Source organism: Streptomyces sp. NPDC012794 (genome assembly GCF_042901085.1).
Taxonomy (GTDB): Bacteria; Actinomycetota; Actinomycetes; order Streptomycetales; family Streptomycetaceae; genus Streptomyces.
The window spans coordinates 52,438-75,554 of the sequence record NZ_JBIBCI010000002.1 but is presented as its reverse complement, the minus strand read 5'-3'; the positions used below and the strand labels follow the sequence as shown (position 1 = coordinate 75,554).

Below are 23,117 nucleotides of genomic sequence, written 5' to 3'. Positions count from 1 at the left end.
GCCGTCCGGCGGAGGCCGTACCCGCCCTGACGTGGGGTGAAGTGCCTGAGGTGCTACCTGGCGGACGGCCCCGGACGGGGGCGAATGCAACCAGAACTGCAACCACTGCTCGACTACTTACGGCCCTCCGGGCCGTACCACTGGAGGGGCTGGCCGGTCACGGCGGCGATGCATTCGAAGTCGTGGTCGCGGTGTAGGAGCGTGAGGCCCTGCAGCTCCGCTGTTGCGGCCACCACGAGATCCACCGCGCCCGCACTGCGGTGCTTGCCCTGCTTGGTCAGGGCCTCCTGAACCTGCCAGGCGCGGTCGTAAGCGCGGTCGTCGACGGGGACCCAGCCAAAGATCAGCCGGATGTCCTCGATGCCGCGCGCCCGGTCGGCGGCGGACCGGGCGCTGTAGAAGAATTCCAGCTCCGTGATGGGGCAGGTGGCGATGAGCCCGGCGGCTGCCGCCTGGTCCCAGCCGTACTGCTCCGCGTCTCCCGTCAGGAAGCGTGCGAGGGCGCTGGTGTCGATCAGGAACTGTGCCGCGTTCACCGCCGGTAGTTCCTCTTGTCCTCGAACAACTCCAGGTCGAAGGCGCCCTGATCGGCGGCGGCGCGGAGCCGGGTGAGGGCCAGTGCGCGGCGCCGGTTTTCCAGCACTTCGCGGAGCGCTGTGTTGACCGTTTCCTTCTTGGTGCTCGTTCCCAGGGCTTTCGCCACGTCGGCGACCAACTCGTCGTCCAGATCGATGACGGTTCGGCTCATGTGCACCTCCTGATATCAACTATGGAGCAAAGTATATCTGAAACTGCGCACGGACGGCTACGAGGGCATGACGCTGTGGATCCGGGAGAGGGTGAAGACGCGCTCGTCCTCTCGCAGGTGGCACCAGGCTTCGAGGTAGGGCGGGTCGAGTTCGAGGCGGCTGAGGGTGCGTACCGTGCGGTTGCCGGAGGTCGCGACGTATTCGACGGTGATGGGCGTTCCCGTGTCGACGGCATGGGCGAGCTGGCGGACATCGGTGTAGGACAGCCGCTTCGCGTACCCGGCGACGATCTCCTCGGTGTCGGTGCCGAAGGGGACCCCACTGCCGAGGGGGTCGGGGTCCGGGGTAGTGGGTGGGGCGGTGAGCAGGCGGACGGCCAGGGTGTTCGGGTCGGTCCCGGCCGGTGTCCTCACGGTGCGCTTGACCGCGTTGTGGCGGCCGGAGCCCGTGCCGGCCTTTCGGGGGGTCGGTACGGCGGCGGCCCTCTGCGGTCGTTCCTTCTCGATGCGTACGGTTCCGTCGGCGCTCTCGCCGACGGGGGCGTAGCCCTCGGCCCGGAGCGCGGCGAGGGTCGTCTCCAGCGGGCTGCGGCTTATCAGCACTGTGGGCGCGAGCTGCCGCAGGCCGAGTTTGCCGAGCTTGCGGTGGGCGGCGATCTCGGTGAGGAGCGCCGGCTCCTCGCCGTGGATGACGCAGGCGGCGGGGGCGATGCGCACGCGGCCGTGACCGCGGGCGGTGTCGGCGATGAGATAGGACAGGGGCTGGGGCAGCGGCCCGGCGGCGACGGCGGCCAGGTCGGCTGCGAGGCCGTCAGGCGGATGCCCCGCATCCAGGGCCCGGCGGACGCTGCCGGTACTGAACCGCCACACCGAGGCCGTCCCGCTGGTCTCGCGGTCGGCGACGGAATCCAGCAGCGAGGCGAGTGGCGCGGACGGCGTGCCGGTGACGATTGCGGTGAGGTCGGCGCCGATCCGGGCCGTTCGGGTAGCCGTGGGCAGGAGTCGCCCGCACGCGGCGGCCAAAGCTGCCGCGTCGTCTTCCAGCAGGGCGGTACCGAGGGGAGAAAGTGCGCCGCGAGCGAGTACGCCGAGCAGCTCGGCCTCGCGGATCAGAGCGGCGAACGGTGTCCCGTCCTGAGGTGACGAGTCGGCGAGCGGGCGGTACCAGGCCACCAGCGGCCCCAGGTTCGAGCCGGTGGTCGCGCCGTGTCCCGCCGGGAGTTGTGCCGCCGCGTGGAGCAGCCCGTGCCGGGCTTGCAGGCAGCCGCCGCAGGGAGGTGCTCCGGCGAGGGCGGGGAGTGCCTTGTTGTCCTCGTCGCGCGCTTGGGTGGGGGTGAGAGTCAAGTGGTGCCATGCCCGGAGCAGTACGGCGAGTCGTTCGGCGGGCTCCTGTTCCGCCCAGGCGTCGTATGTCTCGGTGGGTGCTACGCGGTCACCGTCTCGGCCCAGCAGCCCGGCCGGGTACGCGGTTTCCAGGGTGAGGCGTACGACGGCGTCGTCGGCTTGGGCGGCCTTGCCGATCCGGGCCAGTTCGCGGGCACCGATCCCGCCGGATTTGAGCCTGGCCGGCGCAGACGCGGAGCACGCGGCCAGGACCGATGCGGCCTGGGCGGCGAACGCCGTGGCCGCAGCTGCGGCCTCCCGCTCCACCTCGGCGGAGCCGATGGCCACCGACTGCGCGGAAGGCGGAAGGGGATCGAACGGGGCGTGCCAGCCCGGCCCGCGCAGTGCCAGCGCCACTTCGACGGGCATGCGCGCGGGACCGTACCGGTGACGGTCCACGATCAGCAGTCCCCGGTCGAGTGCCCACCGCGCGCCGGGTTCGAGGTCGGGGCCGGGCGACCCGAACATGACGAACTGCCGCTGCCCCGCGGTGGAGTCCGCTCGACGGGCAAGCAGCTCCCGGGTGATCGCGGGTGCCCGTGCCACGACTTCGGCGACGGCTTCCGGGTCGCTGTGGTGTTCCACCAAGGCCGCCAGCCGCTGCTGCTTGGTGCTCGGCGGCTTGATACCGAGTGCCACCAGCATGGCGCGCAGCTCCTCCGAGGTCGCGCCTGCCAGCAGTTTCTCCAGAGGGGCGTCCAGCCCCAGGGGTGCCTCCCACGCCTGCCGCAGGGGAGAGGCCATGCGGAGTGCGCCTGCGCCGTCCGGCCACACCAGGGCGTGATCGGCCAGTGCCTCCAGCGTAAAGTCCAGGCCGCGAGCGGCTTCGCCGTCCTCTGCTCCCAGCAGCTTCGCCAGGTCGTCGCGCGAGGCCGGTCCTCCCCGCGCCGCCAGCGCCTCGGCCACTTGCAGGCACGGCAGCGTGAGTGGCGGCAGGGCGAGTGCCACCGACCCCGGGCGCTGGAGGCGGTCCGCCAGCTCCCCCACCGTGCGGGGTTCTGGAGCCGCCGCCGCGTCTTTCCGCGTGGCGAGTACGCGTGCCAGGCGCGGAGCGTCGAGCGAACCCAGCCAGGCTGCCAGCGTTGATCGGGACTTCATGGGGCACCTCGTCGGACCGGGCAGCGGCACCGGAACGGCCCCGGTGCAGAGCCAAGCATGGTGCACACGCCGGCGGCGCGGGTGACGAACGGGAGCGGTTCCCTCCTCGAGGACCGCGTTCCGCAGGCGGTGTTGCGCGGACCCTGAAATATCCCGATTGAGGCGATATAAATGCAACCGGAACTGCAACCAGGGCATGCCGAAGAGCCGGACCGCAATCAGCGGTCCGGCTCTTCGTTTCGCCTGTTCAGGCGGCTGCGGAGGATACGAGATTCGAACTCGTGAGGGGTTGCCCCCAACACGCTTTCCAAATGTTCGTACGCTCGTCCGGCGGGGGCCGTATACGTCCTGACCTGCGGCGGAGCGTTCTGATTGCCTCAGTCCGGACGGCCCCGGACGGAGGCGAATGCAACCAGAACTGCAACCAGCCCTTGCCAGCCACCTGGAGGTGACCAGGGAGCCACGGCCTGGCAAACGGGTGCCGATTGCGGCACTCGCGACACTGCTCAGACGGTTCCGGCGAGAGTTGAGGGGTGCAGCCACCTGCACCGGGGACGGGCTCTGACAGCCAGCGTCTGCCCAGCGTCTTGTGACCCGTCATGTTCGATTTCGCTCTGCGGTGTCAGGCCCTGCTGCCAGACTAGGCAGGTGAGCCTAAATGAGAAGGAGACGCGCCTCCAGTTGATCGACCCGCTTCTGGCAGCTGCAGGTTGGGCAGACGGGCTGGTCGACGAGGAGTACATGTACCGCCCAGGCAAACTGCGGCTGCTTGGTGATCAGACTGTTCGCGATAATCCACAGTTCGTCGACTACGTTCTGCGCACCGAGCCGCGCGGCTGCATCCTCGCCGTCGTCGAGGCCAAGGACGAGTCTCACGCCGAAGGCGCCGGCCTCCAGCAGGCCCTGGCGTACGCCGTCGATCTGGCGGCGCCATTCGCCTACTCGACGAACGGGCACGGCATCGTAGAGCAAGACTTGCGCACGGGGCAGGTGCGACAGCTCCATGCCTTCCCGACGCCTGACGAGCTCCGTCTGCGCTTCGAGGCCGGAGCAACGTGGCGCGGCAAGACCGTCACGGGCCGTGGCGGCGACCAGGTGCCGAACCCGCTCCTGCAGCCAGCCTTCGCGCTTCCCGGTGCGCCAGCCATGCGCTACTACCAGGAGCATGCAGTCTCGGCCGCGATCGAGCAGGTCCTCACTGGTCGCCACCGCGCTCTGCTCTCGCTGGCCACCGGCACGGGCAAGACGTTCATCGCCTTCAACTTCGCCTACAAGCTGCTGGCCACCGGATACGCCCGACGCATCTTGTTCATCGCTGACCGGGTCAGCCTGCGCGATCAGGCATACAACGAATTTGGCGGGCTGGGGGAGCGCCGCGGAGTGGTATCCGGCCCCGACGTCCCGTTGGCACGTGAGGTCCACTTCGCCATCTACCAGACGCTCTACGCCGACGCCCCCGGCGGTGGGAAGGTCTTTGAGCGCTACCCCAAGGGCTATTTCGATATTGTCATCGTCGACGAGTGCCACCGCAGCGGCTACGGAGACTGGGGTGCGATCTTGGAGTATTTTTCGGACGCCTTCCATATGGGCATGACCGCAACGCCGAAGCAGGACGACTCCATCGACACCTATGCCTTCTTCGCTGGCGAAAACCTGGATGAGGGCGGTATCCCACGCCCTATCTTCGAATACTCCCTCGGTCGCGGCATTGACGACGGCTACCTCGCGACCTACAAGGTACTCAGAGTCAAGACCACCGTCGACGAAAGCCTGGTCATCCAGGAGGAGGTTGAGCGCGGTGCCGAGCTCATCGTCCCGGAGGGCGCCACGCCTCGGGACACCTACGAGATGCGCGAGTTCGAGCGGGCCATTGTGGTCCCCGACCGCACCCGCCTGCTGTGCCAGCACCTGGCCGGCGTGCTGCGGACGAACGGCGCCCTCGACAAGACCATAATCTTCTGCGTCACCATGGAACACGCCGACTTGGTGCGCAGCGAGATGCAGGACCTGCTCGGATCCGAGACCGGAAAGAACCTCTACGCCGCCCGGATCGTCAGCGAAGAACGGGATGCCGGAGCCATCCTGGAGCAGTTCCAGTTGGCCTCCAGCAAGGAACCGATTGTCGTCACCACCGTTGACCTGCTCTCGACTGGTGTCAACGCGCCCTCGGTACGCAACATCGTCTTCATGCGGCCGATCAGCTCAGTAACGATGTTCAAGCAGATCATCGGGAGGGGAAGCCGGGTCGACCCGATCACCGGCAAGACGTACTTCCGGATCATCGACTACACCAACGCTACTCGCCTCTTCGACGACTGGGATCTGCCCACGTCACCCCCAGTCGCTGGTCCGATGGAAGGTGATCTAGTTGTGGCCGGGGTCGTCAGGGACGACGAGACAGGCGAACTAATCGCCGATGCCTCGATCTCCGTTCGTCTGACTGGGCGCCTGCTCGCTGAGGCTCGGACCGACTACGACGGTGCATTCCGTATCGAGGAGTTGCCGGGCACAGTCGTTGACGTCTTCGTGACCAGCAGGGGCTACACCCGTCGGCACCTGCGCGTCGACACAACAGAGGCAGAAGCCACCGAGCTGGAAGTGGCCCTGCGCAAGCCATCCCAGGTCGATCTCCGGATCAGGATCTCTGGCGTCGACGTGGCCATCGCCGAAGAGGTAGAGCTGGACCTCGGCAACGGCAACGTCATACACAGCAACGAGTACCTCGAGCGAGCGAAGTCCTCAATCCTCGAGCGGATCAGCTCGCTCGAGGAGCTTCGGAACAAATGGGTCGACAAGAACAAGCGTGCCGAACTCAGCGAATACCTCGGCATGCGGCAGGTCACTCCCGAACTACTGTCGCTGGTGCTGGTACGCGCCGATGTCGACGCCTTCGACCTTCTAGCCTGCGTCGGTTTCGACTTCGAGCCGGTGAATCTATCTGCCCGAGCGACCGCGGCTGAGCCGGTGCTGGTTGCCGAGTTCCCCGATCTTCCCGACGGTTTCATCGTGGCCGTGCTGGACAAATTCCGTCTGGGAGGCGTGGCAGAAATCGCCAGTAGCGAACTCTTTCGACTGCCTCCGTTCGTGGCCCGCTGGGGTGGCATCCTCGGGGTAACGTCACTCCTTGGCGGACCAGAGAAGGTCGCCTCCTTCCTTGGGGCCATCCCCCGCGCCCTCTTCGAGCCCGAAAGCAACGCATGACCCTCTCCGAACTCCAGGCCAAGATCAAGGCAGCATCCGACAAGATGCGGGCCGACGACAACACCAAGAACGCCCTGAAGTACCTGGAGCAGCTCACCTGGCTGCTCTTCCTGAAGGTCTTCGACTCGCTTGAAGAGAACCATGAGATGGTCGCCAAGATCGACGGTACCGTCTACAAGCCGCTCATCAAGGATGAGTACCGCTGGGGCACCTGGGCCAGGAACTCCAAACTCACTGGCGACCAGCTCATCGACTTCGTCACCGACGATCTACTCCCCTACCTCCGCGAACTGTCCGGTAGCACCCGGGCTGAGCGCTTCGCCGCAATCTTCGCCGAGGTCCGCACGGTCATGAAGTCGGGCTACTCGCTTAAGGAAGTCATCTCCATCGTCGATTCGATCGACTTCCACGCTCTGGACAACCATCACTCCATGAGCGTCATCTACGAGTGGCTCCTGGCGCAGACGGCCGACGCCGGCTGGTCCGGTGAGTTCTACACGCCGCGGCCGGTCGTTGAGACCATGGTGCGCTGCGTCGACCCGAAACTCGGCGAGAAGGTCTATGACCCCTGCTGCGGCTCGGCAGGCTTCCTGGTCGCGAGCGCCGAGCACATTGCGCCGTCCACCAAGACGACAGAGCAGCGCGAACAGTTCAACTCAGAGACGATCTACGGCCAGGAGTCTGGGGAGATTGCCGCGCTCGTCGGCACCATGAACCTGATCCTGCACGGCGTCGAGGACCCGCAGATCATCCGGCGGAACACGCTCGAACAGGACATCCGCAATGTCAACCCGAGCGACCAATTTGATGTCATCCTGACGAATCCGCCGTTTGGTGGCACCGAGAACCCTCAGGTGCAACAAAACTTCCCGAGCAAGTCCGCTGCCACCGAATTGCTCTTCCTGCAGCATTGCATGGCCAAACTGCGCGATGGCGGACGGGCCGCGATCGTTCTCCCAGATGGTATTCTGTATCGCACTGAGACTGCGTTTTCAACTGTGCGCCGCCGCTTGGTAAACGAGTTCAACGTGACGGCCATTGTGCGCCTGCCCACAGGGGTTTTCCCTGCCGCCGCAGACATTCGCACCAATCTCATCTTCTTTACCATGAGCGGGCGTACCGAGACTATTCGGTATTACCAGGTGCCGTCGCCGCCGGGGAAGCGCTCCTATAGCAAGACTAATCCACTGACTCGAGACGTCCTCAAGGGTGTCGAGCGTTGGCTGGTCGAAGGCGAGCCGGACGAATACTCCTGGGAGGTTGCGTACGACGCGCTCGTCGAGAGCGGCTTCGACCTCGATGTCCCCTGGCCAAACGCGGCGCAGGTCACGGGTGCAGAGACGGCAGGCGAGCAGCTGGAAGAGCTCCAGGCGCGACTGGGCATCCTGAGTGAGCTGACGGAAGCACTCGTCAAGACGCACGCCGAGCTGCACAACTATCCGCTCCAGGAGGCCATCCCGATCGGGAACTTCGTCGTCGAAGCTGGCGCGCGAGCAGGCGGTAAGACACCTGACCGCTTCGTGGGCGTGAGCAATGCCGGTGGCCTGGCACCCTTCAAGGGCAAGACCGCCAGCGACACCAGTCGCTACCGCGAGCTCCGACCTGGCGATTTCGTCTATAACCCCATGCGTGCCAACGTCGGCTCGATCGCGCTCTGCCGCCGGGAGGAGGAGGCTGGCTGGGTCAGCCCTGACTATGCGGTCTTCCGGCTCACGGAGGATGCACCGTTCGATGCCGAGTACCTGCTCATGTACCTCAAGAGCGAGCAAGGGAGGGCAGAGATTGAGCGGCAGAGTCGCGGAGCGGTGCGTCGCCGTCTCTACATCGATGGTCTTCAGCGGATCACGGTGCCACTGCCAGGTGACCATGAGACATGGTCCGCACTCATCGGGTCCTTCGCCTCAATTCGCCGGCACCTGCGCGAGTTGCCCGTGACGTCCGTTGGGGCTCTGGCCGCCTTCGAGGCGGCCGTGTTCAGCCCGCGTGAGCAGCCAGGCGGGCAAACGGGCGAGACCAGCCCCTCCGTGGGGTGACGCCAGCTTGGCTCCCTGTCTAGTCCGGCCTGTGCCTGGACGAGCGACTCTGGGGCGGCTCGGTGCGCTTCTCGGTTCCTCCAAGGCGCACCGAGCTAAATCACCCCGGACTGTGGAGTGGAAGTTCGGCCCATACGACCTTTCCGGCGGACGTGGGGTGGCCCCATTTGGCGGCTGGCCATTTCGCGCACCAGCCCCCGTCCGCCGGTGTCCTGGTCCCCGACTTCTCACCGCAGCGGTGGACGGGGATCGCGGGCTCGGACGAGCAGGCGCCGACGGGAGCGGGGCGCGAGGGCTTCGTCGTGGACTGTGCCAGCGCGGCGGATGCACCGATGTGCGGAGGGTTGGTGTTCCTGCATATCGGTGCTCGTGGCGGTCGGCAGCAGACTCACGACACTCCCCTCTCATCGGGTTACAAGGCGGCGTTCCTCGTGATCCGTGACTGGGCACCTGGATAGACCACTGTTTGCTGCTCCGAAGGGCTCGGCTGGGACGAGCCTGGAACGGGTCGGCCACGTGCCCGTGCAGCCATCGATCACCCTGAACTGGTCAGCGACTTCCGGACTGCTTCGGTCAGCGAAGCCGCGCGAGGATCGTCCGAGCCGCTGATGATGTGGTTCATGGTGTAGCCGAAGGCGATGCCCTGTGCGGGGTCGGCGAAGCCGAGCGAGCCGCCGCGGCCGGTGTGGCCGAAGGCGTTCGGTCCGGTCATGAGGTTGCCCTCCGTGGGCAGCATGAATCCGGTGCTGAATCGGCTCGGGATCACCATGACCTGGTCCTGGCCGTTGGCCTGCTCCTGGATCGCCGAGGACAGGGTCTGCTCGGCGAGTAGGCGCACGCCGTCTACCTCGCCGATCAGCGCGGCGTACATGCGTGCGAGGGCCCGTGCGGTGGCGATGCCGTTGGAGGACGGGAGTTCCGCGGCCTGCACCTCGGGCGAGTCGAAGTCGATCGCGGCCGGGTCGGTGACCGCGAACGCCCGGTTGCTGAAGGAGTTCGGGTCCCGCCAGGCGGCGACCTGTTCGCGGAGCTCCTCGGGGACCGACTCGGCCGGCACCGTCGTAAGGTCAACTGCCGGTCGCCGGTACACCATGCGGCTGACCCGGTCGCGCTCGCTCGCCGGCAGGCCGATGAAGAAGTCCAGTCCGAGAGGGCGCGCGATCTCGTCGGCGAAGAAGCGGCTTGGTGAGCGGCCGGAGGCCCGGCGGATAACTTCGCCGACCAACCAACCCCAGGTTCGGCCGTGGTACCCGTGTGCGGTGCCCGGAGTCCACTGGGGACGCTGCGCCGCCAGCGCTACTGCCATGGGCTCCCAGGACAGTGCCTCTGCCAGCGGCAGCGGTTGGTCCAGGGCGACCAGGCCGGCCTGGTGGGACAGGAGCCAACGGACGGGGATGTCCGCCTTGCCGTTCGCTGCGAACTCCGGCCAGTACTTCGCCACCGGCGCGTCAAGGTCCAGCAGTCCGCGTTCGACCAGCATGTGTGCCGCGGTCGCGGTGGCTCCCTTGGTCGCCGAGTAGACCAGTTGCAGGGTGTCTCGTGTCCACGGACGGCCGGTCTCGGGGTCTGCGACGCCACCCCACAGGTCGACCACCGGCCGGCCGTGCCAGTAGACGCACACGGCCGCGCCGATGTCCCCGTGCTGGGTGAAGTTCTCCATGAACGCCTCGCGGACCGGCTCGAACCCGGGCGCTACCTCACCGTCGATCGTCGTCATGCCACTCATCCTGGCATCTTGGCTGCCCACTCTGGCAGGGCAAGCGGGCCGTGCTCAAAGGCATTTGGCATCGACGCGTACGACGAGGGTGACGCGTTCGCCGCTCGTGATCGGCCGCACGCCATGGATGTGGTCGCGGGTTGCCGGGAAGGCGACCAGGGTGCCGCAGGGCGGCTTGATCTCCTGGGCGGGGTTCTCGAAGAACAGCTCGCCGCCGCCGAAGGAGTCAGGGGTGTTGAGCCAGATCACGAGGGTGAGGTCGCCGCCGACGACGGGCTGTCCGTTGGTCCGGGCCCGCTCACGTTCGATGTCGGTGACCTCGTCGTGGTGGGCGACGAAGCCGACGCCGGGGCCGTAGCGGTAGACGACCGCCGGCTGGGTGGGTATCCGTTGCGGGGCGATCTCGAAGTGGCTACGCAAGTGGGCGGCGCAGTGCGAGATGACCGCCTCCTCCAGGTGCGTCTGGATCTCGACGTACTCGCTCTTGCGTAGCGATTCGTCGATGACACCCTGGTAGGTACGCGGGTGGGCGGTCTGGTTCTTCACGTGGTCCATCAGCGCTCCGCAGAGGCTGAGGGGGATCGCGCTCTCTACGACGAGCGGTAAGCGGCTCTTCCAGGTCATGCGGTGGGCTCCTTCCACCAACGGGTGCCTTCGGGCGAGTCCTCGAGGATCACGCCCTGCTGGGTGAGCTGGTCTCGGATCGCGTCGGCCTCGGCGAACTTCTTCGCCGCACGGAGCCGGTCGCGTTCCTTCACGAGTTCGTCGACAGCGGCATCGCTCTGGGCGGCGCCGGGGATGTCGAAGGTTCCGAAGAGGTTGTTCACGTCCTCGATCAGCCGCAGAGCGGCCGGGCCAGCCGGCTCCTCCATGCGATTCTGCTCGCGGATGAACTGGAAGAGGACGGCCAGGGCGCCGGGGGTGTCGAAGTCGTCGTCCAGGCGCTCACGCATCTCCCTCCAGGTGTCGGCGGCGCGTGCGGCGTTCGCCTGGCTGTCCGTGTGCGCGGCGTCGATGGTCCGGGCGAAGTTCTCGATCCGGCGGCGTGCCCCCCGGGCCTGCTCCAGCGTGGAGTCACTCAGCTCCATGGAGGAGCGGTAGTGCTGGGAGAGGAAGGCATGCCGCAGGGTGCGGAAGTCCGTCCGGGTGAGGGCGTCGCGGATGGTGAGGAAATTGCCGGTGCTCTTCGACATCTTCTCGCCGTCCACCCGCAGCAGACCGGTGTGCATCCAGTAGCGGAGGCGGTGAACGACTTCCTGACCCGCCGACTGTCGGCGACCGACTTCGGGGCCGCCGCGTGACGCGAGCCTCCGCACCGAAACCCCGCCAGCCCAACGGCGCCTCGTCAATCTTCCAGGGCAAGGACGGTCGATGGCACGGCTACGTCACCGTCGGGATCAAGGACAACGGCAAACTCGAACCGGCGTCACGTGAGTCGCAAGACCCGCCCCGAGGTCACCAAGCTCGTACGCGAGCTTGAACGGCAGCGTGACAAGGGAACGGTCCGCAAGGTCGGTCAGAGCTGGACGCTGGAGACGTGGCTGACGCACTGGGTGGAGAACATTGCCGCAGCGCACGTCTCGGAGAACACCATCGACGGCTACCGCGTCGCGGTGAACCACCACCTCATCCCCAACCTCGGGGCCCACCGCCTGGAGAAGCTCGAGCCCGAGCACCTGGAGCGCTTCTACAAGAAGATGCAGGACTCTGGCAGCGCCGCCGGCACCGCCCACCAGGTCCACCGCACCGTACGCACCGCCCTCAACGAAGCGGTCCGCCGCGCCCACCTCACCGTCAACCCGGCCACGATCGCCAAGGCCCCGCGCCTGGAAGAGGAGGAAGTCGACCCTTACACGGTCGAGGAGGTCCAGCGCCTCCTCGCCGAAGCCGCCGAGCACCGCAACACCGCCCGCTGGGTCATCGCCCTGGCCCTGGGTCTGCGGCAGGGCGAGGTCCTCGGCATGCAGTGGGACGACGTCGACTTCGACCTCGGCGTCATCCGCGTACGGCGCGGCCGGCTGCGGCCCCGCTACAAGCACGGCTGCGGCGACCGCTGCGGCCGCAAGCCCGGCTACTGCCCCCAGAAGATCAACACCCGGCGCGAGACCAAAAACGCGAAGTCCCGCGCCGGCCAGCGGCCCATCGGTGCCCCCGACGAGCTGATCCAGCTGCTGCGCCAGCACAAGGAGGAACAGGCCCGCGAGCGTTCCCTTGCCCGCGACCTGTGGACCGAGAAGGGGTACGTCTTCACCTCGCCCACCGGCGAGCCCCTGAACCCGAACACGGACTACCACAAGTGGAAGGAGCTGCTGAAGGCCGCAGGTGTCCGCGCCGCTCGCCTCCACGACGCCCGCCACACCGCAGCCACCGTCCTGCTCATCCTCGGCGTCCCCGACGCGGTCGTCGACGCCATCATGGGCTGGGAACCCGGCAAGTCCGCCCGGATGCGCCGCCGCTACCAGCACCTGACCAGCCGCGTCCTCAAGGACACTGCCGACAAGGTCGGCGGCCTCCTGTGGGGCACGGGCCAGGCGGAAGCCGCGCCGAAGGCCGGCCAGAGCCCCGTTCCCGCCGAGCTGGTGGTCCACGTTGCCCGCCTCGGCGAGCGGCCCGTGCCCTTCCTCCACCGCGAGCACGCCGACGAGGTCGTCGCACGGTGGAGCGAGGACTGGCCCGACCACACTGCCGAAGTCGAGGAATGGGACCGCTGGCGCTGGGAACACCAGGGCCCCGGCGGCGGGAGCGCTATCCGCGACTGTGTGCCGGAGCGGGTCGTGGTCTTCCATGCCCGAGCCCTGTTCCTTCCTGGCGGCAGACGCGCGGCGGGCAGGCTCCCCGAGCAGTGGGCAGTACCGGCTTGGGAGTTCGAGACTGACCGCTACACCAACCGCGTCTCGGCTTGGCGCACGACCCGACGTCCCGGCTTGGGCCAGGAGGTCGAGGCCCAAGTGCGTGGCACGGATAAGACAGCCGTCGAAGCTGCCTTCGTCGAAGCGTGTGCCCAGGCTGTGGACCGAGCCCGAAACCCTGGGAAGTACGGCGATACAGACGAGTGGTGACCTGAGCATGGCCGAACCAATCGAATGGTTCGGCCATGCTCACGTTCAGGCCCCAGCTTCCTCATCCGGCTTGTCTAGATCAGGAGGGGCGCCACTGGTGGGACTTGGCTGTCACAGCTCTACGGGACGGACCGACCGGAAACGACGCTTCTGCTCGTCCGCCCCCCACGGCTCCGTGTAGTGCATCTCAGCCAGGACTGTCTGTAGATCGGTGTGCTCGAAGTAGCCCTTGTCTGCCAGGTGAATGATCACGCCCATCAGTTCGCGATACGTACGCATGCGGCCTACCTCGAACCCGTACCCATCCCAGTGCTCCGCCGGACGGCACCGGTAGTGGAAGACCACCCACTGAGCTCGGGGTGGAACGTCGCGTGGATTGAGAATGCGTGCTTGGAAGTCGTTGGGCGCGGCAGCAGCGACCCGCTCCTGCCGCTTTCGCTCGAACGCCTCACGGGCCGCCCGCGCCCGCTCGTGCTCGCCTCTGCTGAGCGACAGCTTCCCCTCGTCGGGGGCGATCTCTTCGCCGCACTGCTGGCAGTACGCCGTGATCTCTACAGTCAGCTGCCGACGGGCTTCGCTGTACGGTTCGCCCGTCTGAGCCATCCGGGCTCGGATCTCCTGCTTGCGGGCGCGATCTCTGGTCATCGTGTGTCCTCGCTGACGGAGCCCCACACGCACCGCCGCATCACGGTTGACCTGGGCGAACAACGTCGTGCGAGTCGGTGACCCTTGTCCTCGTCGCTACTGGCGGTGTGGGCGCGTCTGCAGCTCGGAAGCGGGCGCGCACGATGCGCCGCTACGAGCGGAGTATAGCGACACGGCCGCTTGGCGCGCTGCTCTCGGAGAGGCGCCGTGCTCGCCGTCGAGCGGTACGCGATCAGCCCCTGTAGGACAGAGCCGATGCGCGAAGGAGCCCTGCTGACGTCCGGTGGATCGCGGCAACTGCAACCAAAACTGCAACCACGGAACGACGAAGGACCCGGCCGCTGTGCGGTCGGGTCCTTCGTTTGCCCTGGTGGGCGAGTGCGGAGGATACGAGATTCGAACTCGTGAGGGGTTGCCCCCAACACGCTTTCCAAGCGTGCGCCCTAGGCCTCTAGGCGAATCCTCCGCCGCAAACAATACAAGACGTTGAGGGGTGCTCGCGAACACGATCCGGATCGGTGGTCCCGATCCGGATCGGCCGGGGGACCGGCTCGATTCCGGGGGGTCGTATCCGCTAGGGTGGGGGGCAGCCCCTCACGTGGCGCTATCTCACCCAACTCCCCCAGGGCCGGAAGGCAGCAAGGGTAAGTGGGCTCTGGCGGGTGCGTGGGGGGCGCTTTGCGTTCTCGGGCGGGCGGGCCGGGGGCGTCGGCGGGCCGCTGTTGTCGGTGGGCCCGGATAACCTCGTAGACGTGTCGTCCCTTGCGCTGTACCGCCGCTATCGCCCCGAGTCGTTCTCCGAGGTCATCGGGCAGGAGCATGTCACTGCCCCGCTGATGCAGGCCCTGCGGAACAACCGGGTCAACCACGCGTACCTGTTCAGCGGCCCGCGCGGCTGTGGAAAGACGACCAGCGCCCGCATCCTCGCCCGGTGTCTGAACTGCGAGCAGGGCCCGACCCCCGACCCCTGCGGGGAGTGCCAGTCCTGTCGTGACCTGGCCCGCAACGGGCCGGGATCGATCGACGTGATCGAGATCGACGCCGCCTCGCACGGTGGTGTGGACGACGCCCGTGACCTGCGCGAGAAGGCATTCTTCGGGCCCGCGTCGAGCCGGTACAAGATCTACATCATCGACGAGGCCCACATGGTCACCTCGGCGGGCTTCAACGCCCTGCTGAAGGTGGTCGAGGAGCCGCCGGAGCACCTCAAGTTCATCTTCGCCACCACCGAGCCCGAGAAGGTCATCGGGACGATCCGGTCCAGGACGCACCACTACCCCTTCCGGCTCGTGCCGCCGGGGACGCTGCGCGAGTACCTCGGCGAGGTCTGCGGGCGCGAGGGGGCACGGGTCGAGGACGGGGTGCTGCCGCTCGTCGTGCGCGCCGGCGCCGGGTCGGTGCGTGACTCCATGTCCGTCATGGACCAGCTCCTCGCCGGTGCCGGCGAGGAGGGTGTGACGTATGCCATGGCCACCTCCCTGCTCGGCTACACGGAGGGATCGCTGCTCGATTCCGTCGTGGACGCCTTCGCCGCCGGGGACGGGGCCGCCGCCTTCGAGGTCGTGGACCGGGTGGTGGAGGGCGGGAACGACCCGCGCCGGTTCGTCGCCGACCTGCTGGAGCGGCTGCGCGACCTGGTGATCCTGGCCGCCGTGCCGGACGCCGGGGAGAAGGGGCTGATCGACGCCCCCGCCGATGTCGTGGAGCGGATGCAGGCCCAGGCGTCGGTGTTCGGGGCCGCCGAGCTCAGCCGTGCCGCCGACCTGGTCAACGCCGGGCTCACCGAGATGCGGGGTGCCACCTCGCCCCGGCTGCAGCTGGAGCTGATCTGCGCCCGGGTGCTGCTGCCGGCCGCCTTCGACGACGAGCGCTCCTTCCAGGCCCGGCTCGACCGGCTGGAGCGCAGCGGGCCCCCCGCCGCCTTCGCCGCGCCGCCCGTGGCCGCCGTCGCGCCCGTCGCGGCGCCCGTCATGGGGTACGTGCCCGGCCCCGAGGCGCACGCCATGGCCCCGGCCGGGCCCGGCGGCGGGGTCGCCGCCGCGCGTGCCGCCGTACGGGGTCCCGGGCCGGAGGCCGCAGCGGAGGCCCCGCCCGCGCAGGTTCCCGCCCCGGCTCCGGCCGCCGCCCCGGCCGCCGCGCAGGCCCCCGCCCCGGCTGCCGCCCCCGCGCAGGCGCCCGGCGCCTGGCCCGGGGCCGCGCAGCCCGGCAGCGGCGCGCCCGCGCGCGGTGCCTGGCCCGGGGCCGCCGCCCCGGCCGCCCCCGTGGCCCCCGCCGCCGGGGCGTGGCCCAGCGCCGCCGTGCCCGGCAGCGGCACCCCGGCACCGGCCACCCCCGCCCCCGCGCCCGCCGCCGCCCCCGCGGCGTCCGGCTCCGCGCCCGCGCCGACGGCCGCCGCGCCCTCCGCCGACATGGCCGGTGGAGTCGGGCAGGTCCAGGCGATGTGGCCCGGCGTCCTGGAGGCCGTCAAGAACCGCCGGCGCTTCACCTGGATCCTGCTCAGCCAGAACGCCCAGGTCACCGGCTTCGACGGGACCACCCTCCAGCTCGGCTTCCCCAACGCCGGAGCCCGCGACAACTTCGCGAGCAGCGGCAGCGAGGACGTCCTGAAGGCGGTCCTGGCCGAGCAGTTCCAGGTCAACTGGAAGATCGACGCCGTGGTGGGCGGGGGCGGCCCGGCCCCGGCCGCGTCCTCCTCGTACTCCTCCTACTCCGCCCCGGCCGCCCCTGCCCACAGCCCGCCCCCCGCCCCCCAGGACCGGCCGGCCCAGGCGCCGCCCCAGCAGCCGCAGGCCCCCGCCCACCAGCCGCCGCCCCAGCAGCAGGCTTCCGCGCCGCGGCCGCCCGTACAGCAGGCGCCCCCGCCGGTCGCCCCCGAGGACGACGTACCCGAGGAGGACGACCCGGACCTCGTCGACAGCGCCCTGACCGGACACGAGCTGATCGTGCGCGAGCTCGGAGCGACCGTTGTGGAGGAATACACGAATGAGTAGCCCGCGCTGATTGGGTGGCCGCACGAAACCGGCCGCGCCGTCCGGGCTACCCTGGGCGGCGTGAAGGTCCTCGTCATCGGCGGCGGCGCCCGCGAACACGCCCTGTGCCGCTCTCTGTCCCTCGACCCCGACGTCTCCGCGCTGTACTGCGCCCCCGGCAACGCCGGGATCGCCGAGGTGGCGGAGCTGCGTCCGGTCGACGCCCTCGACGGCGCCGCGGTCGCCGCCCTCGCCACCGAACTCGGCGCCGGCCTGGTCGTCGTCGGACCGGAGGCGCCCCTGGTCGCCGGTGTCGCGGACGCCGTCCGCGCGGCCGGCATCCCGGTCTTCGGCCCGTCCGCGGAGGCCGCGCAGCTGGAGGGTTCCAAGGCCTTCGCCAAGGACGTGATGGCCGCGGCCGGGGTGCCGACGGCGCGCAGCTACGTCTGCACCACCGCCGAGGAGGTCGACGCGGCCCTCGACGCCTTCGGCGCCCCGTACGTGGTCAAGGACGACGGCCTGGCCGCCGGCAAGGGCGTCGTGGTGACCGAGGACCGCGCCGCCGCCCGCGCCCACGCGCTGGCCTGCGAGCGGGTCGTCATCGAGGAGTACCTCGACGGCCCCGAGGTCTCCCTCTTCGCCGTCACCGACGGCGTCACCGTGCTGCCCCTCCAGCCCGCGCAGGACTTCAAGCGCGCGCTCGACGGCGACGAGGGCCCCAACACCGGCGGAATGGGCGCGTACTCGCCGCTCCCGTGGGCCGACCCGAAGCTGGTCGACGAGGTCATGGAACTGGTCCTCCAGCCGACCGTCGACGAGCTCCGCCGCCGCGGCACCCCCTTCTCCGGGCTCCTCTACGCGGGCCTGGCCATCACCAGCCGCGGCACCCGCGTCATCGAGTTCAACGCCCGCTTCGGCGACCCCGAGACCCAGGTGGTCCTGGCCCGGCTGCGCACCCCGCTGGCAGGCGTGCTGCTGAACGCCGCGAACGGCACCCTGAACGCCCTCCCGCCGCTGAACTGGAGCGACGACGCGGCCGTCACCGTGGTCATCGCCTCGCACAACTACCCGGACACCCCGCGCACCGGTGATCCGATCGAGGGCCTCGACGAGGTGGCCGCGCAGGACGCGCCCGACGCGTACGTGCTGCACGCCGGGACCCGGCGCGAGGGCGGCGCGGTGGTCAGCGCGGGCGGCCGCGTGCTCTCGGTGACGGCGACCGGTTCCGATCTGGCGCAGGCGCGCGAGAAGGCGTATAAGGCCGTCGGACGGATCAGGCTGGACGGCTCGCAGCACCGCACGGACATCGCCGCCAAGGCGGCCGAAGGCCGCTGACCAGCACGGCTGTCACGAGGCGGGCCCGGGGGCGCGAAGACGCGCACCGGGCCCGCGCGTGTATGCGCGTGCGACTGCATCCGGCCGCCTTCGAACGCACCCACCTTTACCCAAAGCCATTCCATCGGGTGATCGTCCCCCGGAGTGCCTGACTGCCGCGCCCGCCCCAACTAGGGTGCGGCGCAAGCATTCCGGCACTTGGCCCACCGGCATTGCGATGTCAGTGGCGGGTGTCACAGTGGGGGAGTGAGCAAAGCCGCCGCAGGGCAGAGGGGGTGAGGTCCGGTCGTGTCCGGAACCGGTTCGAACGCAGAAGTGGGCGCGCCGTCCGCGCGGTCGCGGGCCCTCGCCGTGCTGCGGGTCCGCAGCAGAGCCATGGCCGTCGTGCTGCTGCCCGCCGCCGTCGCGGTGGTGCTCCTCGCCGCCCGTATGACGGGCCGGCTGGCCGGGGATCCCTGGCCGGCGGTGACCCTGGCCGTCTGCGCGGTGGCCGCGCTGGTGCTGCTGGCGGGCGGGATATTCGGCGCGGTGGTGCTGCGCGCGGGTCCCGCCGTGACCCCGACGGTGCCGCTGCCCGAGGCCGCCGCCCCCGATCTCTACCGGCTCGTGCGGGACCTCGCCGACCGGATGGACGTCCCGGCGCCCTCCGCGATAGCGCTGACCCCGGACTGCGACAGCTGGCTGGAAGACCGCACCCATGCGGCCCACCGCCGGTCCGGCATAGGCAGCGGCCCGGAGTCCGAGCCCGGCGCGGCCCCCGTGCTGGTGATCGGCTCGCCGTTCCTGTGGTGGATGCGGGTCGCCGAGCTACGGGCCGTCCTCGCGCCCGTCGTCGCCGGTACGGGTCCCTCCGCGCACCCGGACATAGCCGACGCGCGCGGCTTCGTACGGGGGCTCGACGCGGCGGTGGACGTGGGCGGCAGGCGCGGGCTGGGCTGGATCGCCCGCCCGGCCCGGCTGCTGCTGCGGCTGTGCCGGACGGACGCCGCCGAGATGGAGCGCGGGGTGGCCGCGGCCGCCTCCGACCGCGCGCAGGACGTGGACTACGCGCTGCGCATCGTCGCCCAGGAGCAGGTCGGTCTCGCCTACGCGGGCTGGGACCGGCTGCTGACCCGGGTCGCGCTGCCGGCCTGGCGGATGGGCCGCTGGCCGGCGCACCTCGACGTCGGGGTGGTCTCCGCCCTGACCGAACTGTCCCGGCGGGACCGGCTGGCCGAGGGGTTCACCTCGCGGCTCGGCGAGCGCCCCGCCTGCGACCTGCTGGAGCAGCCCGGAGTGGTCGACGAGGCCGCCTCCCTGCTGGCGGCCCGGCTGTTCCACGGCGGCCCCGCCGAGGCGGGACCCGACTGGGCGCCGGTGGACTGGACGGCCTACCCGCAGGAGGTCGTGGACCGGAAGTGGCGTACCGAGGCGGCCCGCCTGCACGCCGCCCTGGACGCCCTGTCCGTCCCGGCCGGCCCGGCACCGTCCCCGGCCGCTCCGGCCCGGCCGGACCGCTCCCGGCCGCCGGGGGAGCCGGTCCCGGCGGCCACGGGAGCCCCCGCCCAGGCCGGAGTCCCGGGGTCCGCGAGCACCGGCCCCGGCCACCCCGCCGGCCCCGCCACGGCCTCCACCACGGCCGCCGCCCGGCCCGCGGACCGGGCCGCCCTCGGTGAACCGGCCTCCCAGGGCGGGCCGACGCTCGAGCGGATCCTCGGCTACCTCACCGACCCCTCGGGGGACGGCGCCGCCGGAGACGCCCTCGCCGGGCGGCTCAGCGGCGACCTGGCCCGGGAGGAACGCGCCGCCGGAGCCGGAAGCCCCCGGCCGCGCGGCGGCGCGGACACGCTGCCGCTGTTTCCCCTCCAGCCCCCGCGCAGCGGCCGCGACCTGCTGGCGGACCACGTCACCGCCCTGGTGTGCTGCGCCGCCGTGGACTCCGCCGGCGCGGGTCCCGGCCTGGACTGGCTGGACGGGCCCGTGCTGCTCGTCGGCGGCGAGCGCCGCGCGGACCTCGCCCCCCGGGTGCTCTCCCTCGTGGAGGACGGGGACCCGGAGCCCCTGCGCGACTGGCTCGACGAACTCGGCGTACCCCCCGAGAAGCCCGTCCGCCTCCTCTGACCCACCGGCACCACCGCGCCGCCCCGGCCCGCGCGGTCACCGGCACCACCGCGCCGCCCCGGCGCGCACGGCGCCCGGCGCGTCCCGGGCGGCGCGCTACGTTCCGGTCACGTCAATTCACGACGAACGGTGACGGAGTGAGTGCGTTATGTGATGTGCTGGGGACCGGTCGCGGATGGGTGTCCGAAAACCCGCCGCGGACCAACGGGAGCACACGTTCGGGGGATGAGGGAGGGGAACGGTATGGGTGCGGACCAGATCCGGCGCTGGGAGTCGGGTGCGCTCGCGCACGCGGTGAACGACCCCTTCGGCCAGGGGCCCCTGCCCTGGTTCCGGGGCAGCGAGGTGTACTTCGACGACACCGGGCAGGTCGTGCCCTGGTACGTGGGCCCCGCGCTCGCCGTCCCCGGCCAGAACCCCCGCGGCGGCCCCCGCACCGCCGACGACGTCCACCGGCAGATCAAGGGCTTCGCCTCCACCGGAGCCGTCGCCCCCGGCGAGGCCATCGATTTCCACATCACGGTCGACCCGCCCCAGCAGTTCTCCGTCGACGTCTACCGGATCGGCCACTACGGCGGGGACGGCGCCTCCAAGATCACCACCAGCCCCCGGCTGTCCGGCATCGTCCAGCCGCCCCCGCTCACCGCCGACCGCACCGTCTCCTGCCACCACTGGTGGCTCTCCTGGCGCCTCCAGGTCCCCTCCTACTGGAGCATCGGCGCGTACGTGGCCGTCCTCACCACCGCCGACGGCTACCGCTCCCACATCCCCTTCACGGTCCGCGACGATCACCCCGCCGACCTCCTGCTCCTGCTCCCGGACATCACCTGGCAGGCCTACAACCTCTACCCGGAGGACGGCCGCACCGGCGCCAGCCTCTACCACGCCTGGGACGAGCAGGGCCGGCTCCTCGGCGAGCGCGACGCCGCCACCACCGTGTCCTTCGACCGCCCCTACGCGGGCGCCGGCCTTCCCCTGCACGTCGGCCACGCCTACGACTTCATCCGCTGGGCCGAACGCTACGGCTACGACCTCGCCTACGCCGACACCCGCGACCTGCACGCCGGCCGCATCGACCCGACCCGCTACCGGGGCCTGGTCTTCCCCGGCCACGACGAGTACTGGTCGGTCCCCATGCGCCGCACCGTCGAGCGCGCCCGCGACCACGGCACCTCCCTCGTCTTCCTCTCCGCCAACACCATGTACTGGCAGGTCGAGCTGTCCCCCTCGCCCTCCGGCGTCGAGGACCGGCTCCTGACCTGCCGAAAACGCCGCGGCCCCGGCCGCCCCAGCCTGTGGCGCGAGATCGACCGCCCCGAACAGCAGCTGCTCGGCATCCAGTACGCGGGCCGGGTCCCCGAACCCGCGCCGCTGATCGTCCGCAACGCCTCCCACTGGCTCTGGGACTCCACCGGCGCCGCCGAGAACGACGAGCTGGACGGGATGGTGGCGGGCGAGGCCGACCGCTACTTCCCGCGCGTCCAGCTCCCCGAGCACCAGGACCGGATCCTGCTCGCGCACTCCCCCTACTTCGACGGCGAGGGGGCCAAGCGGCACCAGGAGACCTCCCTGTACCGGGCCCCGAGCGGGGCCCTGGTCTTCGCGTCCGGCACCTTCGCCTGGTCCCCGGCGCTCGACCGCCCGGGGCACGTGGACGAGCGGGTCCAGCGGGCCACGGCCAACCTCCTCGACCGGATCTGCAAGCGGGACTGAGCGACCCCCTGACCGGTGCACGGGGGCCCGTACGGGAGAATGGGGGCGCGCTCGTACAGAACCACAGGGAGACCCCGTGTCCGGATTCGTCGAAAAGCCCGAGCCGGTGCAGGTGCCCGGCCTCGTCCACCTCCACACCGGCAAGGTCCGCGACCTCTACCGGGACGAGGACGGCCGGCTCGTCATGGTCGCCAGCGACCGCATCTCCGCCTTCGACTGGGTGCTGCCCACCGAGATCCCGGACAAGGGCCGTGTCCTGACCCAGCTCTCCCTGTGGTGGTTCGACCAGCTCGCGGACCTGGTCCCCAACCACGTCCTCGGCACCGAGCCGCCCGCGGGCGCCCCCGCCGACTGGGCCGGCCGCACCCTGATCTGCCAGAACCTCAAGATGGTGCCCGTCGAGTGCGTGGCCCGCGGATACCTCACCGGTTCCGGCCTCGCCGAGTACCGGCAGAGCCGCACGGTCTGCGGACTGGCGCTCCCCGAGGGCCTCGTCGACGGCTCCGAGCTGCCCGCCCCGATCTTCACCCCGGCCGCCAAGGCCGAGGTCGGCGAGCACGACGAGAACGTCTCCTACGAGGAAGTCGCGCGCACCACGGGCGCCGAGACGGCCGCGATGCTGCGCCAGACCACCCTCGCCGTGTACTCCCGGGCGCGCGAGATCGCCCGGGAACGCGGGATCATCCTGGCGGACACCAAGTTCGAGTTCGGCTTCGACGAGGACGGGCGGCTGGTCGCCGCCGACGAGGTCCTCACCCCGGACTCCTCCCGCTTCTGGCCCGCCGACCTGTGGGAGCCGGGCCGCGCGCAGCCGTCCTTCGACAAGCAGTTCGTCCGTGACTGGCTGACCTCCCCGGCCTCCGGCTGGGACCGCCACGGCGAACTCCCCCCGCCGGCCCTCCCGCAGGAGGTCGCCGAGCAGACGTCCGCCAAGTACGTCGAGGCCTACGAGCGCCTCACCGGCCAGTCCTGGGCCTCGGTCACCGGCGCCTGAGGAACGACGAAGGCCCCGATCGGTGATCGGGGCCTTCGCACTCTGAGCGGACAACGCGACTCGAACGCGCGACATCCACCTTGGCAAGGTGGTGCTCTACCAACTGAGCTATGTCCGCACTG

Annotated in this window: 14 protein-coding genes, 2 tRNA genes, 1 other RNA gene and 1 pseudogene; 9 read left to right on the top strand and 9 right to left on the bottom strand. The window is 70.1% G+C overall.

Annotated elements, in window-relative coordinates:
* Positions 1–113: 113 nt before the first annotated feature.
* Genes ACFY7H_RS03435 through ACFY7H_RS03425 form a run of 3 tightly spaced genes read right to left on the bottom strand, consistent with a single transcriptional unit; the run spans position 114 to position 3,229 of the window.
* Positions 114–536 carry a PIN domain nuclease gene (locus tag ACFY7H_RS03435; protein ID WP_388932439.1) on the bottom strand — a complete coding sequence of 141 codons (423 nt, stop codon included), beginning with the start codon at positions 534–536 and terminating at the stop codon, positions 114–116.
* Positions 533–748, bottom strand: coding sequence for a type II toxin-antitoxin system VapB family antitoxin (locus tag ACFY7H_RS03430; protein ID WP_100202944.1), 216 nt, complete (start codon positions 746–748; stop codon positions 533–535). The genes ACFY7H_RS03435 and ACFY7H_RS03430 overlap by 4 nt, the downstream gene beginning before the upstream one ends.
* 57 nt (positions 749–805) lie before the next feature.
* Positions 806–3,229: a helicase-associated domain-containing protein gene (locus ACFY7H_RS03425; protein ID WP_388932436.1), complete on the bottom strand. Its 2,424-nt coding sequence runs from the start codon at positions 3,227–3,229 to the stop codon at positions 806–808.
* Between the two features lie 648 nt (positions 3,230–3,877).
* Here ACFY7H_RS03425 and ACFY7H_RS03420 point away from each other — a divergent pair.
* Positions 3,878–6,430, top strand: coding sequence for a DEAD/DEAH box helicase family protein (locus ACFY7H_RS03420; RefSeq protein ID WP_388932433.1), 2,553 nt, complete (start codon positions 3,878–3,880; stop codon positions 6,428–6,430).
* Positions 6,427–8,463 (top strand): N-6 DNA methylase, encoded by a 2,037-nt coding sequence (locus tag ACFY7H_RS03415; protein WP_388932430.1) that lies wholly within the window; start codon positions 6,427–6,429, stop codon positions 8,461–8,463. Before ACFY7H_RS03420 ends, ACFY7H_RS03415 begins: the two co-directional genes overlap by 4 nt.
* Before the next feature lie 535 nt (positions 8,464–8,998).
* Here ACFY7H_RS03415 and ACFY7H_RS03410 read toward each other — a convergent pair.
* From ACFY7H_RS03410 to ACFY7H_RS03400, 3 genes are read right to left on the bottom strand one after another with little or no spacing between them, the layout of a single operon-like run.
* Positions 8,999–10,180, bottom strand: a complete 1,182-nt coding sequence (locus tag ACFY7H_RS03410) for a serine hydrolase domain-containing protein (RefSeq protein WP_388932428.1) — start codon at positions 10,178–10,180, stop codon at positions 8,999–9,001.
* 54 nt (positions 10,181–10,234) lie between these two features.
* On the bottom strand, positions 10,235–10,804 hold the full coding sequence (locus ACFY7H_RS03405) for a 2OG-Fe(II) oxygenase (RefSeq protein ID WP_388932426.1): 570 nt from the start codon (positions 10,802–10,804) through the stop codon (positions 10,235–10,237).
* Entirely contained in the window at positions 10,801–11,409 is a 609-nt protein-coding gene (locus tag ACFY7H_RS03400) for a DALR domain-containing protein (RefSeq protein ID WP_388932423.1), read from the bottom strand. The genes ACFY7H_RS03405 and ACFY7H_RS03400 overlap by 4 nt, the downstream gene beginning before the upstream one ends.
* Positions 11,410–11,477: 68 nt before the next feature.
* On the opposite strand from ACFY7H_RS03400, the pseudogene ACFY7H_RS03395 reads away from it, so the two are divergent.
* Positions 11,478–13,239, top strand: a pseudogene (locus ACFY7H_RS03395) (tyrosine-type recombinase/integrase).
* Positions 13,240–13,350: 111 nt separating this feature from the next.
* On the opposite strand, the gene ACFY7H_RS03390 reads toward ACFY7H_RS03395, so the two are convergent.
* Together ACFY7H_RS03390 and ACFY7H_RS03385 are read right to left on the bottom strand one after the other, a co-directional pair.
* Entirely contained in the window at positions 13,351–13,884 is a 534-nt protein-coding gene (locus ACFY7H_RS03390; protein WP_388932421.1) for a hypothetical protein, read from the bottom strand.
* Positions 13,885–14,265: 381 nt separating this feature from the next.
* Positions 14,266–14,350: transfer RNA gene (locus tag ACFY7H_RS03385), tRNA-Ser, on the bottom strand.
* 119 nt (positions 14,351–14,469) lie between these two features.
* On the opposite strand from ACFY7H_RS03385, the gene ffs reads away from it, so the two are divergent.
* The 6 genes from ffs to ACFY7H_RS03355 all read left to right on the top strand — a co-directional run bounded on the left by ffs (position 14,470) and on the right by ACFY7H_RS03355 (position 22,995).
* An RNA gene (gene ffs / locus ACFY7H_RS03380) (signal recognition particle sRNA small type) lies at positions 14,470–14,568 on the top strand.
* Between the two features lie 68 nt (positions 14,569–14,636).
* Positions 14,637–16,874 (top strand): DNA polymerase III subunit gamma and tau, encoded by a 2,238-nt coding sequence (locus tag ACFY7H_RS03375; protein ID WP_388932418.1) that lies wholly within the window; start codon positions 14,637–14,639, stop codon positions 16,872–16,874.
* Between the two features lie 60 nt (positions 16,875–16,934).
* Positions 16,935–18,188 carry a phosphoribosylamine--glycine ligase gene (gene purD / locus ACFY7H_RS03370; protein WP_388932416.1) on the top strand — a complete coding sequence of 418 codons (1,254 nt, stop codon included), beginning with the start codon at positions 16,935–16,937 and terminating at the stop codon, positions 18,186–18,188.
* Between the two features lie 288 nt (positions 18,189–18,476).
* A complete protein-coding gene (locus tag ACFY7H_RS03365; protein ID WP_388932414.1) occupies positions 18,477–20,288 on the top strand; it encodes a hypothetical protein in 1,812 nt (603 codons plus the stop codon).
* 243 nt (positions 20,289–20,531) lie between these two features.
* Positions 20,532–22,001: a N,N-dimethylformamidase beta subunit family domain-containing protein gene (locus ACFY7H_RS03360; RefSeq protein WP_388932411.1), complete on the top strand. Its 1,470-nt coding sequence runs from the start codon at positions 20,532–20,534 to the stop codon at positions 21,999–22,001.
* A gap of 76 nt (positions 22,002–22,077) precedes the next feature.
* On the top strand, positions 22,078–22,995 hold the full coding sequence (locus ACFY7H_RS03355) for a phosphoribosylaminoimidazolesuccinocarboxamide synthase (protein WP_388932409.1): 918 nt from the start codon (positions 22,078–22,080) through the stop codon (positions 22,993–22,995).
* Positions 22,996–23,040: 45 nt separating this feature from the next.
* Here ACFY7H_RS03355 and ACFY7H_RS03350 read toward each other — a convergent pair.
* A tRNA-Gly gene (locus tag ACFY7H_RS03350) sits at positions 23,041–23,113 on the bottom strand.
* Positions 23,114–23,117: the final 4 nt, after the last annotated feature.

Bases quoted from the DNA above. Each gene is read 5' to 3' on its own strand.
- ACFY7H_RS03430 (WP_100202944.1), bottom strand. From the start codon at position 748: ATGAGCCGAACCGTCATCGATCTGGACGACGAGTTGGTCGCCGACGTG.
- ACFY7H_RS03425 (WP_388932436.1), bottom strand. From the start codon at position 3,229: ATGAAGTCCCGATCAACGCTGGCAGCCTGGCTGGGTTCGCTCGACGCT.
- ACFY7H_RS03415 (WP_388932430.1), top strand. From the start codon at position 6,427: ATGACCCTCTCCGAACTCCAGGCCAAGATCAAGGCAGCATCCGACAAG.
- ACFY7H_RS03410 (WP_388932428.1), bottom strand. From the start codon at position 10,180: ATGACGACGATCGACGGTGAGGTAGCGCCCGGGTTCGAGCCGGTCCGC.
- ACFY7H_RS03405 (WP_388932426.1), bottom strand. From the start codon at position 10,804: ATGACCTGGAAGAGCCGCTTACCGCTCGTCGTAGAGAGCGCGATCCCC.
- ACFY7H_RS03400 (WP_388932423.1), bottom strand. From the start codon at position 11,409: ATGCACACCGGTCTGCTGCGGGTGGACGGCGAGAAGATGTCGAAGAGC.
- ACFY7H_RS03390 (WP_388932421.1), bottom strand. From the start codon at position 13,884: ATGACCAGAGATCGCGCCCGCAAGCAGGAGATCCGAGCCCGGATGGCT.
- ACFY7H_RS03360 (WP_388932411.1), top strand. From the start codon at position 20,532: ATGGGTGCGGACCAGATCCGGCGCTGGGAGTCGGGTGCGCTCGCGCAC.